9 protein-coding genes are annotated in these 12971 nt (G+C 48.1%); 5 read left to right on the top strand and 4 right to left on the bottom strand.

The genetic code is table 11. The features are described from left to right. Positions 1–166: 166 nt before the first annotated feature. The 4 genes from MHN01_RS06015 (at position 167) to MHN01_RS06000 (ending at position 3033) form a co-directional block, all read left to right on the top strand. Positions 167–1084, top strand: a complete 918-nt coding sequence (locus MHN01_RS06015) for a DUF808 domain-containing protein (RefSeq protein WP_239410491.1) — start codon at positions 167–169, stop codon at positions 1082–1084. 68 nt (positions 1085–1152) lie between these two features. Beyond that, positions 1153–1740, top strand: a complete 588-nt coding sequence (locus MHN01_RS06010) for a hypothetical protein (RefSeq protein WP_239410490.1) — start codon at positions 1153–1155, stop codon at positions 1738–1740. Between the two features lie 36 nt (positions 1741–1776). Continuing rightward, positions 1777–2223: a GNAT family N-acetyltransferase gene (locus MHN01_RS06005; protein ID WP_239410489.1), complete on the top strand. Its 447-nt coding sequence runs from the start codon at positions 1777–1779 to the stop codon at positions 2221–2223. A gap of 105 nt (positions 2224–2328) precedes the next feature. Further along, complete coding sequence (locus tag MHN01_RS06000; RefSeq protein ID WP_239410488.1) at positions 2329–3033, top strand: DUF4336 domain-containing protein; 705 nt, start codon at positions 2329–2331, stop codon at positions 3031–3033. A gap of 42 nt (positions 3034–3075) precedes the next feature. On the opposite strand, the gene MHN01_RS05995 is transcribed toward MHN01_RS06000, so the two are convergent. Next, the gene (locus MHN01_RS05995) at positions 3076–6111 is read right to left on the bottom strand and encodes an EAL domain-containing protein (protein ID WP_239410487.1); all 3036 of its coding nucleotides are present in this window, start codon (positions 6109–6111) and stop codon (positions 3076–3078) included. Positions 6112–6331: 220 nt separating this feature from the next. Here MHN01_RS05995 and MHN01_RS05990 point away from each other — a divergent pair, with 220 nt between their 5' ends. After that, entirely contained in the window at positions 6332–7264 is a 933-nt protein-coding gene (locus MHN01_RS05990; RefSeq protein WP_239410486.1) for an aminoimidazole riboside kinase, read from the top strand. Between the two features lie 339 nt (positions 7265–7603). Here the strand turns inward: MHN01_RS05990 and ptsG are convergent, their stop codons facing one another. From ptsG to MHN01_RS05975, 3 genes are all read right to left on the bottom strand, one after another. Next, positions 7604–8992, bottom strand: coding sequence for a PTS glucose transporter subunit IIBC (ptsG, locus tag MHN01_RS05985; protein ID WP_239410485.1), 1389 nt, complete (start codon positions 8990–8992; stop codon positions 7604–7606). Positions 8993–9867: 875 nt separating this feature from the next. Beyond that, positions 9868–11517, bottom strand: a complete 1650-nt coding sequence (locus tag MHN01_RS05980) for a glycoside hydrolase family 32 protein (protein ID WP_239410484.1) — start codon at positions 11515–11517, stop codon at positions 9868–9870. Positions 11518–11723: 206 nt separating this feature from the next. After that, positions 11724–12713 (bottom strand): LacI family DNA-binding transcriptional regulator, encoded by a 990-nt coding sequence (locus tag MHN01_RS05975; protein ID WP_239410483.1) that lies wholly within the window; start codon positions 12711–12713, stop codon positions 11724–11726. Positions 12714–12971 lie beyond the last annotated feature (258 nt).

Raw genomic sequence — 12971 nt, 5'->3', positions numbered from 1 at the left:
CGACTCTGGTGAAGTAAGTCTTCGTGTTAGTTATAGCTTTGGCAAAATGAAAAGTGGCTGCGGTAGTGAAATTACAATTAATCAGTCACGAACAGTTTGATGCAAATGAGAACGTTCGCTATGTTTAGAAAATATTCTCGTAAAATCTGACTGTTAGGAGTGCTGTGTGGCTGGAGCAAGTTTATTGGCCCTATTAGACGATATCGCAACGGTGCTTGATGACGTGGCGGTGATGAGTAAAGTTGCCGCCCGTAAGACGGCCGGGGTGTTAGGTGATGATCTTGCCTTGAATGCCCAGCAGGTTTCAGGCGTGAGGGCCGAAAGGGAGATACCGGTTGTCTGGGCCGTAGCCAAAGGATCATTTCGAAACAAGTTGATATTAGTTCCGGCTGCTTTGCTGATCAGCGCTTTTGCCCCTTGGCTCATCACGCCAATGCTGCTAGTTGGTGGTCTGTTTCTTTGTTACGAAGGTTTTGAAAAAGTCGTCGAGAAAATGTTTCACTCCCCGCAGCTAAAAGAATCCGAACTGCTAGATGGCTTGGATAAGGCCGACGATGTTGTTGAGTTTGAAAAGCAAAAGATTAAAGGCGCGGTTAGAACGGACTTTGTCTTGTCGGCTGAGATTATTGTGATTGCATTGGGTACGGTGCAGGAAGTTCCTATTGTTACCCAGGTGCTGGTGATTAGCCTTATTGCTGTATTGATGACTATCGGTGTCTATGGGTTAGTAGCAGGTATCGTCAAACTTGATGATCTAGGGCTGTATCTGGTTAAAAATAGCTATGTTGCATCTTTTAAGCATGCAATTGGCAACGCATTAATCAACGCCGCGCCCTATCTGATGAAGTTTTTAGCAGTGGTCGGCACCATAGCCATGTTCTTAGTCGGTGGCGGTATTGTTGTCCACAGTATCCCGAACTCCCATGCCTTAGTTCACCACCTTGTTGAACGGGGTGACATGATCCCCGGCGGCCCACTCATGCTACCGGCTCTGGTTAATGCGGTAATCGGACTATTATCAGGCGCTCTTGTGCTTGCCGGGATATCTTTCTTCGGCCGTGTAAAGGCGATGACGAAAGAGTAAATTAGGTCATTGGATAATTTGGTATTAACATGGCCAGATATGTTTAGCCTGATCTGATTGAGAATAAAATGAAAAACGCCTTACTTGCGATAGCCGTTAGCTCCTTTATGGGGCTATCGAGTTTCGGCGTATCTGCCGATATTGTTCCCGTTGCCTTCCAGAACATCCCTGAAGTGATGGCTGAGTTTGACTCTGCCAAAGAGTTTCGCAAGAAGGCGCTGACCTATGGCCGTCTGCCTCATCGCAGTGAAATTGGCCGAGCATTTCCAACCTATGTTGCCGACGACGCCGGAAAGCCGATATTGGAAACAGAGAACGAGCTGTCTGATGCTGTTGTGATAGCACGTAACCCTGAGCCAGTGAGTGGTGCCGTGTTTAACGAGTGGCTGGTCCCTAAAGAGAAATGGGAGACGACATACGGCAAGCTGCCTGAGTACACCGAGTTTGAACCGTTCAAGCGGATTAAGACCATTAAGGCTATTCCAATTACCGAGGAAGTCCTCACCTTACTAGGTAGTGAGAATGGAGATACTGCCGTTATTGCTGTTGAATGGAATGATAAAGGAATGACTGTATACAAAGGTGGCTACCTGGCTGACGGCGGATACGGTATTGCTCCCGAAGAGATGGCGAAGACGTATGAGGAAGTTGAATAACAGCCAGACTTGCTTTTTGGGTTATTAGAGAAAGACGTGAATATAACAACAAGAATGGCAACTGAAGAAGACTTCGCTTTCGCCTACCAGTTAAAGAAAGCGGCAGAATATGGACCTATTAAGGCTGTATTTGGTTGGGATGAGGCGCTACAGCAGAAGTTACACCGCCAAGAGTGGTCTGAGTGCAAGCCAATTCTGATTTTGTCTGATGGTGAGCCCATTGGTTCGTACCTGGTCAAGGAGAACGAGGATCACCTGTATTTGGGGCGGTTCTTCTTGCTTCCGGAATGCCATGGTAGGGGGATTGGCAGCGGCATTCTTACTGACGTAACTAAACATGCAGACCAGCAACAACTACCCTGCAGATTAGATTATTTGCAGGGCAATCGTGTCGGTCGCCTGTATGAACGCTATGGTTTTCAGAAAGTCAGCGAAAATGCACAGTTTATTTTTATGGAGCGAAAGCCGAAGGATGCCGTGTAATTACACTTTCGCCTTTAATCACACGCAATCTTTGAGTTTAGACATAAGGGGGAGCGCGTTATTATGGTGGCGGTAATAGGTTGAGTGAATAAGCAAAAGGACGACATGAAACAACTGACCAAAGATCTATGGGTTGTTGACGGAGATACGGTCTCTTTTTATTGCTGCCCGTTTACAACCCGGATGACGGTGATCCGGCTGCAGACGGGTGATCTTTGGCTACACAGTCCCGTTCGCTATTCCCCGGAGCTTGCCGAGCAGTTGGCTGGCTTGGGGCGGGTCAAGTACCTTATTGCCCCCAATCACCTGCATCACCTGTATTTGGACCAGTGGCTAGAACACTATCCTGACGCGCAGCTTTTTGGTACTGACGAGGTGATTGCCAAGCGCGAAGATCTTCATTTCGATGCATCACTTAATCTGACCGAGCAATTCCATCCCCAGCTTGCTGAAAAGTGGCCCTGGCATGATGAAATCGATCAGCGATTAGTGAGTGGCTCACCATTAATGCAAGAGTGCGTCTTCTTCCATCGTGCAACAAGCACAGTGATCTTGACTGATTTGATAGAGAACTTTCCTCCCGGACATTTCAAAGGCTGGCGCAAGTTATTGGCTAAAGGGGCCGGGATCATAGCGCCGAACGGAAAAACGCCACTGGACTGGCGGCTTAGCTTTAAAAAGCCGGTGGTGAGAGAGCATGTTCAGTTGCTTCTCAACTGGCAGCCAGAGCGAGTTATCATGGCGCATGGAGAAATTGTTGATCATCAGGCAGTGTCGTTTTTGAAGCGTTCCTTCAAGTGGACGGAATAAGCTAATCTCATAGGCAAAAGCTGTATTGGGCCTTTTCCTGAGTTATATGGCGACTTCTTTTGGTGACAGTAACGCGCTGAATTCCTCTTCCGGTAGCGGCATGGAAAAGAGGCTTCCTTGTCCATAATCACAGCCTGCAGCAGCGAGTAGGGCACGTTGTTCATTGGTTTCAATACCTTCGGCGACCACTTTCAAACCGAGTTTGTGCGCCATCACAATGATGGCTTCGCAAACAGCGAAGTCTTCCGAGCCTGCCTTGAGGCTGCGGACAAAAGATTGGTCGATCTTGATATTGTCGACGTCGAATTTCTTGATGTAGGAGAGCGATGAGTAACCGGTGCCGAAGTCATCGAGAGACACCTCGATACCGGCATCACGAAACTCGAGTAACTTGTCTGTCACTGTCTTGTTGGCATCAAGCAGTAGCCCCTCGGTAATTTCAATCGCGATAGCCTGTCCCGGCAAATCGAGCGATCGGAGGTGCTCGATCCAGCGTGAAATATCATTGCCCTTGTCGCGAAACTGCAGTGGGGACTTGTTGATGCTGATCTGAAAGTCTGGATCATGTAAAGCTCGCCACCGGGCTGCTTGTTGGGCAGCCTGGTGGAAAACCCAGTCACCAAGTTCGATTACGATCCCGGTTTCTTCGGCAACCGGAATGAATTCTGCCGGACTGACCATGCCAAGTGTCGGATGGCACCAGCGGATAAGGGCCTCGGCCTTGGTCATGTTGCCTGTGGTCAGCTCGACAATCGGTTGGTAGTGCAGTTGTAATTGGCTGCTGTTGAGCGCAAGCCGTAACTCATTGGCCAGTTGACGGCGGTACAGGGCCTTTTCCTGCATCGATGATGTGAAGTAGCGGTAGCAGTTGCGCCCTTGTTCTTTGGCGGCGTACATGGCCTGATCGGCATTTTTGAGCAGGGTATCGGCGTCAGTTCCGTCTTCCGGGTAGAGTGTAATACCGATACTTGGTGATATATAGATAGTTTCAACACCGATGGAAAACGGCACAGAGAATTGGCTGAGAATAGCTTGCGCCACCTGTTCGGTACCATGGACATCGTCTTGTTCGCTGAGTATGACTGTAAATTCATCACCGCCAAGGCGCGATACGGTGTCTGTATCGCGGACACAGTTCTGCAGGCGCTGTGCGACATCAACCAGCAGTTGATCGCCAATGTTGTGACCCAGGGTATCGTTGACTTCCTTGAAGTGGTCGAGATCAAGAAAAAGTAGTGCCATGGGACGGTTAGCCCGGTGGGCCTTTTTCTTTTCCTGCTCAAGCTGGTTAATAAACATATGGCGGTTTGGCAGGCCGGTCAAGGCATCGAAATTGGCCTGGGTCCAGATGATCTCGTCAGACTTTTTCTTGTCGGTAATGTCTGAGAACTGGGCAACACGCCGGTGGATAGTACCGTCAGCATTGGTGATGGAGTTAACGGTAAGCCAGGCTGTATATGTCTTCCCGCTCTTGTGGCGCTTTTTTATTTCTCCCTGCCAGTAGCCGTTGCTGCTTAGAGTGTGCAGCATGTTCTGGATAACGTTGCTGTCTTGCTTGCGTGATACCAGGATCTTGGGGCTTTGACCCTTGACGTCATTGAGTGAGTAACCGGTAATTTCAGTAAAGGCCGGGTTGGTGGTAATGATCTCGCCATCGCTGTTGGTGACGACCATTGCCTCACTGCTGTTTTGATAGACCATGGACGCTAGTTGCATCGATTCTTCGGCAAGTTTGCGTTCGGTAATGTCGGTGTGGGTGCCGCACATCCGCAGCGGTTTGTTGCCGGCCCCGAAATTGACGATTTTGGCGCAGTCCAGGATCCACTTGTAGTCACCTTGCTTGGTGCGCATTCGATATTCAATCTTATGCTGAGAGCTACGTCCTTCAAGGTGATCAGTTAAAGACTGTTGGGCGGCCAGCCTGTCTTCCGGGTGAATACGGTTAAGCCAGAGAGTTGAATCCAGTTTTATCTCTTCGAAGCTGTAGCCCAGCATTTCAGCCCAACGGGCATTTCGTTGTACGGTATTGGCTTTTATGTTCCAGTCCCAAAAGCCGAGCTCGCTGCCAGCAAGGACAGAGGTCAGCTGCTCTTTTTGGGCAACAAGCTTGGTTTCGGCATGTTTACTCTCTGAGGTATCGAGCATGCCCGCAATAACAAACTGCACCTTTCCTTCAACCCGGTAGCAGGCAATGGTCATGTGAACATACACAATATCGCCATCTCTGCGGATAAAGCGCTTATCCAGTGAGTAGCCCTCAATCTCGCCTGCCATCATGCGGTGAAACTGTTCTAAATCAAGCTGCAAGTCATCAGGGTAGCTAACATCCGGCCAGGTTAACTGCAGGAGCTCTTCCTCGCTGTAACCGAGCATTTCACATAGTCGGGGATTGACCCGGAGCCAGCTTTTTCCCGGGTGGGTGATCGCTATTCCGATGTTACCCAGATCAAACTGAGAACGAAATAGGAATTCGCTTTCCCTGAGCGCCTCGGCAGTTCTATCACGCTGTAACCGCCGGACAAACAACACTCCGATAGCTGTAGTGATCAGAGGATAAATGAGCAATACCGGAAAGGAAATGTCAGACAGTACTTTAAGAGCAACAGGCACAGGTAAAGTGAACATTAGCGCCAGCATAACGCCATGGACTAAGATCCCAAATAAGTAGAGCTCGCGTGCGGTTAACTCAGCCAACGGCCGTCGCCGGTAATAGTGCCAGGCGATACCAAGGACACCGGAAGCGATGATAACAGTCACCCCGGTTATTGCAGCTTCGCCACCCTGGTAAAGCCGCAATGCAGCCGTCATTGCCATCGCGATAACGGTGGGGATCGGGCCGAAGAAGACCCCAGAGATCCCAAGTAGTACCGAGCGGGTATCAAAGATAATCCCAGGTGCGTACTCCCAGGGAGTGAGCATAATAATAGTGCCGATAAGCCCAAGGGCCAGACCCATGAAGACTTTCCAAAGCGAGTCGAAAGAGTGATGAGTGCGATGAGTTGCCATGTCGTAGATAAAGATCATGGCCAGTAGCAAGGCAGCATTATGAGTTAGCGCGAGAAGACTGGCGTGATTCATGCCAAGGTAAGTCTCTTATCGATTGATAGTGGGAATGTGAATTGTTTGTTGTGCTTTTGTGTCGATACTAACACATTTTTGCGATGGTTGAATATAGCCCCTTTTAGTAGGGACTTCTCTTTGGTTCAGATCACATTTTGTTTGGTATTGGTATAGTATCAGTTGTTCAGCTAAATCGATTTAGCAATAATGTATGCAATTATCTTATTGGAGTAGAAAGATGGCTAAAGTGTGGGTAACAGGGGATGCAGTGGTCGATTTGATCCCTGAGGGAGAAGGGACGTACCTGAAGTGCCCAGGCGGGGCTCCGGCAAACGTTGCGGTGGGGGTCGCCCGCCTCGGTGGTGACAGTGCTTTCTTTGGCCGGGTCGGGCTGGATCCACTTGGTCGTTTTATGAAAGAGGTACTCACCGACGAGGGCGTCGCTACCGAGCAAATGCTTCTCGATGCCGACCAGCGTACCTCAACGGTGATTGTCGATCTGGATGACGATGGTGAACGTAGCTTTACTTTCATGGTGAAACCCAGTGCTGATCAGTTTACGGTACCGGAAGATGTGCCTGCTTTTCAGCAAGGTGAATGGTTGCACGTCTGCTCGATCGCACTGGCGAACGAACCTTCGCGCTCGACCACGCTCGGGGCAATGAAAGCGATACGAGCTGCGGGCGGGTTTGTGTCGTTTGATCCAAATCTACGCGAAGAGGTATGGGCGAACCCGCAGGAATTAAAGCCTGTGGTTCTAGAGGCCGTTGCATTGGCTGATGTGGTGAAGTTTTCTGATGATGAGCTGCTATTCATTACCGGAAAAGATGATTTGCAGTCGGCGTTGGCTTGGCTGAACGAGAATTTTAACCTACCGCTTGTGATTATCACCCAAGGCAAGAAAGGGGCGCTGGTGGTGCAGGCAGAGCGTCAGCAATTGGTGACAGGGCGGCCTGTTAGTCCGGTTGATACTACAGGGGCCGGGGATGCTTTTGTTGGCGGTTTGCTGGCAGGTCTGGCGGCGAGTGATGACTGGCAGCTGGCAGATAAGCTGCTCGATATTATCAAGCAGGCTAATGCTTGTGGCGCGCTGGCGACCACTGCAAAGGGTGCGATGACAGCCTTGCCGACGGCCGAACAACTGGCAGCATATTTATACCAATCTACATAAGTATTTGATCATTCTTGCTGGTTAAAATCACTTTTAACTGCGTTATGAATTTTGTAATTAGAGTAACTAGTTAGCTGCAATTCATGCCTTGTTCTAAGTGATTTTTCCTGCGCAACTATCTGAACAACGACTTATCCAGATTGGTATTAGCTGACAAGGATCAGGCATTATTTAACCGGCAAAGGGCAGCTCAGTAGCTGCCCTTTTTGTATCCGTTAGAAAACACTTCGTTAGTCGCTGGTTAGCACTCCACAGAGCCCCTGCTTTCCTTCCCCGATTGCCAGACATAAAAAAACCGGGCCTAAGCCCGGTTTGATGTTTCATTCAAAGTGTTCAGGATTAAGCAAGTGCTTCCATCTGACCTTTGATGATTTCAGAGTGCGTACCGAATACTGCCTGGAAGTTGTCACCCTTCTCGAACACACCTGCTGCACCCAGTGCTTTCAGACGTGCTGTGTCAACTTTAGAGCCATCGATTACTGTTACACGTAGACGTGTGATACAAGCTTCAAGGTCTTTGATGTTAGCTTTGCCGCCGAATGCTTCAGTGATTTCTTTAGCAAGGCCGTCAGATGCTGTGTTTACTTCAACCTTAGACTCTTCTTCGTCTTCACGACCAACTGTTTTCAGGTCAAGCGCTTTGATTAGCGTAACGAATACTAGGAAGTAGATAACTGCGTAGACAACACCGATTACTGGTAGCAACCAACCGTTAGTTGACTGACCGAACAGTAGGGTAAAGTCAAACAGACCGTGGCTGAAAGTAGTACCGTGCTTGATGCCTAGTAGAATCATTACTACGAAAGCAGAACCAGCTAGTAGTGCGTGAGCAACGTAAAGTACTGGAGCTACGAATAGGAATGCAAACTCGATTGGCTCAGTAATACCTGTTAGGAACGAAGTCAGTGCAGCAGAACCCAGGATAGAAGCAACTTTTAGTTTGTTCTCAGGCTTAGCTGTTACGTACATTGCAAGACATGCTGCAGGTAGACCGAACATCTTGAACATGTAACCACCAGCCAGATTACCCGCTGTTCCATCACCTGCTAGGTAGCGAGGGATTTCACCGCGAACAACTTCACCAGCAGCAGTTGTGAACTCACCAACTTCGTAGAAGAAAGGTGCGTTCCAGATGTGGTGCAGGCCGAATGGGATTAGAGAACGCTCAACGATACCGTAGATACCGAACGCAACTTCTGGAGACTGGTAAGCAGCCCACTCAGAGAATGCTTCGATACCGAGACCGATTGGCTGCCAAACGATAGCCAGAACTGCTGCAACCACACACGCTGCCAGAGAGGTGACGATTGGAACGAAACGTTTACCGCCGAAGAAGCCAAGGTAAGTTGGTAGCTTGATGTCATGATATTTGTTGAAAAGTTGTGCGGCTACCAAGCCCATGATAACACCACCGAATACACCGGTATCAGTGCCTTCAGCAACAACACCCAGAACGCGGGTCATTGTTAGGTAACCAAGACCTGCGGCAAGAGCTGCTACACCGTCGTTCTTAGTAAAGCCAAGTGCAACACCGATGGCAAATAGCAATGCCATGTTGGCGAACACACCCAGACCGGCCTCGGTCATTACCTGCGCTACGATTTCAGGTAGGAATTTAGCAACTTCTGAGTTACCACCGATACCTAGAAGGATACCTGCTGCTGGCATACATGCCACCGGCAGCATGAGGCTACGCCCCATTTTTTGCATAGTACTAAAAACGTTCATTTGAACCCCCATTCATTATGAACTTTTAAAACAATATTTTTAGATTAATAAAAATGCTTAATACGCTGAGTTAAACTATCTAGTGAGTGAGCTAGATAAATAATAAAGCGGTGTAACTTTAAGATACCAGCCATCTATTCTATTAATTAGATAAGTTGGTTTCTTTATTCAATAACACGTCGTATGGATAGTCAGACTAATCTTCTTAATCCTACGTTGAGTTAATTTCTTTTAATCAGAATCTTTTTGTTTAACCGTTCCAATTGATGTAGCTAATCATAAGACAGGATTTAAAATAATTACGAGTCGTGCGTCACACTGGGTGTAACATAGTGTAATTTATAGTTTCTTTAGGTAACGAAAAAAGCGACTTATGTAAGTTTAACGTTACTTTGATTAAGTTGGGCGGTATAAATTTGACGCTGGATTACGAGAGATTTTTGTGTAACTGATTGAAATTAAATGGTTTGGTTGCGGTTTAACTGCGGTTTCTTCCTGTTACATTGGTGTTGGGGCGGATAGGTAGGCGAAACATTATTCAAATTGTAAGTTTTATAACAGGATACCAATGAAACATTAGGCATATTGATTTTGCTACTTCGCTTTATATCAACTTTTTCCATTATCGCAGAGTGGTTTATAGTAACTCGCATATCTTATGAAATACAAAGCCGTGCAGTAAGTAATGCACTTAGTAAATATACACTTTTATGCTGTGCTTTAAAATATAATAGCCTCGATAATAGCGTTAGATTATCTCTAACCTGTTAGCCAGCTGTATTTATATAGAGTTAAGTGCTGGAAAATTTTGTTTTGACGTTTTCCAGCACGCTTTGATGAGGGTTGCTGCTTTAATTCAAAGCTATTTATTGTGGCTAACCAAGTGGCCAGAATGTCACGTCTTGCCATAACTGCGGTCTGTCGGAAATTAACTGAAGACGAGTTGCATCCTCTGGCGTGAATACTCGGGCCGTCATGGCGTATTCTCCATTATTAATGAATATCTCTAATGAAGAGTGATCAGCTAATACCTGAAGTTCAACGTCTTCACCTGTGTTCCAAGTGATCTCACGAATCTGTTCGCCATCAGTCGAAAGGGTATGGCTTCGATCTAGCAGGATACGTTGATTGTCCGAGTCCAGGATGATATCGCAGTATTGATCGCCATTATCCATCAGGCGTAGCGTACTCTGCCCGGTTTCTGGCCATGTCATTGTGGTTCGTAACTCATAGCTCTTGGTGTCTAGCAGTAAGGTTTGGCAAGCTGATTCTGTGGTAAATGTATGTCGATGCTGCATGCCACGCAGTGCTTGCAGCTCACGGGCCGGGCGCTGGAATATTTTCCCTTTTTCCCAGCTTAATTCGCGCAGGCAGGTTAGCTGGTGCAGCCAGCCATCTTGGTTGCTTGGTTGATCGGTTTCATCGGGTAACCCCATCCAACCAATAAGAATACGGCGCCCGTCTGGAGTTTCGGCTGTTTGAGGAGCATAGAAGTCAAAACCAAAATCCAGGGTTGTGAAACCATCAAAGGTTAGAGCGCTGTTTTGGTTCAAAGAGGCTTTAAAGTAACCGTTATGGTGTGGGATCTGGTGGTGCTCACTGGACGATTCGATTCCCTGTGGGCAGATAATTCCCAAAAGCTGGCTATCCAATTCAAACAGATCAGGGCACTCCCACATGTAACCAAACTGGCCTAGCTCATCACCATACAGGCCTTTATATGACCAGTGATACAGATCATCGGAACGATAGATGGCAAGACGGCCCTGTAGTTGATTATCAGCTGTTTGATGCTGAGCACCGAGTAACATCAGCCAATGGTCATTATGCCGGATGATTTTGGGATCGCGGCAGTGGGGAGTAACAGAAGGTGGTAATGCATCGATCACGGGTCCGTGCTTGATGAAGTGCAGGCCATCGCTAGAGGTGGCCAGACATTGGGTCGTGATCCGGTCACGTTGCTCGCCGATACGGACATTGCCGGTATAGAACAGCATCAGCTCGTCGCCGTTGCTGACAGCATGACCAGAGAACACACCATGGCTATCAAACCAGTCTGACGGGCATAGGGCGATGCGTTGCGTTGTCCAGTTAAGCAGATCGGTGCTGGTAACATGAGCCCAGTATTTATCTTTATGGTCACAGGCAAACGGGTATAGCTGATAGAAAAGGTGGTATTCGCCTTGATGATAGATAAAGCCGTTAGGATCGTTGAGCAACCCCTGAGGTGGCGCAATATGCCAGCTCGGGCGGTGAATGGATGCTGTTATCTCCTGAGCGCCAAGCAGTTGTTTACGTTGATTGGCTTCAATCCATTGACCGAGTTGCTGCCACTCATGTGTTTCGAGAGGACGCTCTGGTTGCCAGGTGAGCTGAGATAGCTGGGTATTAAACGGCAGTTCGGCAACAGCCGAAGAGCGAAGCTCGGGATCGGCGAGCTCGATAATTACCTGCTCTTCGACACGAAGGGCTCGCAGTAAATTTTCGTTACCGCCGCAAGCGGTGATCAATTCAGTCAATGTCATGGGTGATAGCCTTAAATTGCTCGCGATAAGTCACGTTAGCAATAAATAGATTCTTGAATTTTTCGGGAACGTTCCAAAAATAGAACAGAATGAATGCTGAGGCAAGTTACGGCCCAAGGAAACCTAAGGCTCAACGAAAAAATGTGCGGAGGATCGACTTATTGTCAGGAGAAAGGGAAGCTGTGCAGGTGGAAAAACAGAGCTGCTTAGCAGCTCTGACGTGGCATCCAGTCGAAGCCCAGTACCAGTTTGGCGACCTGGCTTCGGCCTTGTTCAATGATTTCCAGAAGCATTTTGGCCGCATTATTGCCTGCAGGCTCGAAGGCATAGGCGAACGTTGACAGGCCCGGGGTCACCACAGAAGCCATTTCGTCGTTACCGACGCCGACAACCTTGATGTCTTTGCCTGGCTTGAGACCAGCTGCCGCAATGGCCTGGATTGCCCCGATGGCAATTCGGTCGGTAGCGCAGAAAACACCGTCTGGCCGCTGGTTATCTGCCAGTAACCGGGTCATCTCTTCCCGCCCCGAATCAATCGAAAATTGTCCCTGAGTGTGAAACTGAGGTGGATTTAAACCTAAATGATTCAAGGCGTTAGAGAATCCATCATAACGCTGTCGGTCAACAGCTATATCATCGCTTTTGACTCCGAGAAAGCCAACTGAACGACAGCCAGCCTGATGCAGTTGCTCGGCTGCACAATAGCCAACCCGGTAGTCGTCGTGGATAACACTTGGGATGTTGAATCTAGAACCGTCCTGGCCGATGAGTACCACGGGGGCCTTCGAGCGCTTGATCGCGGTGATCAGTGCATCGTCGATATGAGTGGCGAACATGACTATTCCTTCCACCCGTTTTTGATTGAACAGTTCGATGTACTGAATTTCTTTGCCTGCTTCCAGGGCACTATTTGCCAGCAGTACGTGCTTGCCTGCCAGTTCGAATGCTTTGCTTAGCCCGTCAACGCCCTGCGAGACGGCATTGGAGGCTACCCGTGGAACGATAATACCTATCAGGTTGGTTTTATTGGATTTTAAATCTTTTGCTACCTGATTAACGACATATCCGCATTCTTCAATAGCGCGGCGAACTTTGATTTTTGTGGCTTCTTTTACGCCATATTCGTCATTAATTACTCTAGAAACCGTAGACTTAGAGACCCCGGCTAGACGCGCGACATCGTGTAGGCTCGCCATAAATACTCCTTTGTTTTGGTCATGATCATCCACATTTGGGATAGTTTGCAAACAGGATCCGTTTTCAACCCCAATTTGAGTGACGCTGATCACAATATCCTATCGATGATCGCTTTTTTTGCCGATCATGCTCACACAAGAAAATTAGGGGCTTGACGATATTTGGGACATCAATAAAACTTAATTTCGGTAACGTTCCCGAAAATCAAAAACACTGTACCACCCCTCGCAGTGTTGAGGTGGGAATGTTACCAGATC

This window comes from Photobacterium sp. OFAV2-7 (assembly GCF_022347985.1).
GTDB lineage: Bacteria > Pseudomonadota > Gammaproteobacteria > Enterobacterales > Vibrionaceae > Photobacterium.
This window is presented reverse-complemented; position numbering and strand designations above follow the sequence as displayed.

What these genes read in the sequence shown, in the direction of transcription:
- MHN01_RS05990 (WP_239410486.1), top strand. Translation starts at nt 6,332, where the DNA reads ATGGCTAAAGTGTGGGTAACAGGGGATGCAGTGGTCGATTTGATCCCT.
- MHN01_RS05980 (WP_239410484.1), bottom strand. Translation starts at nt 11,517, where the DNA reads ATGACATTGACTGAATTGATCACCGCTTGCGGCGGTAACGAAAATTTA.
- MHN01_RS05975 (WP_239410483.1), bottom strand. Translation starts at nt 12,713, where the DNA reads ATGGCGAGCCTACACGATGTCGCGCGTCTAGCCGGGGTCTCTAAGTCT.
- MHN01_RS05995 (WP_239410487.1), bottom strand. Translation starts at nt 6,111, where the DNA reads ATGAATCACGCCAGTCTTCTCGCGCTAACTCATAATGCTGCCTTGCTA.
- MHN01_RS06010 (WP_239410490.1), top strand. Translation starts at nt 1,153, where the DNA reads ATGAAAAACGCCTTACTTGCGATAGCCGTTAGCTCCTTTATGGGGCTA.
- ptsG (WP_239410485.1), bottom strand. Translation starts at nt 8,992, where the DNA reads ATGAACGTTTTTAGTACTATGCAAAAAATGGGGCGTAGCCTCATGCTG.
- MHN01_RS06000 (WP_239410488.1), top strand. Translation starts at nt 2,329, where the DNA reads ATGAAACAACTGACCAAAGATCTATGGGTTGTTGACGGAGATACGGTC.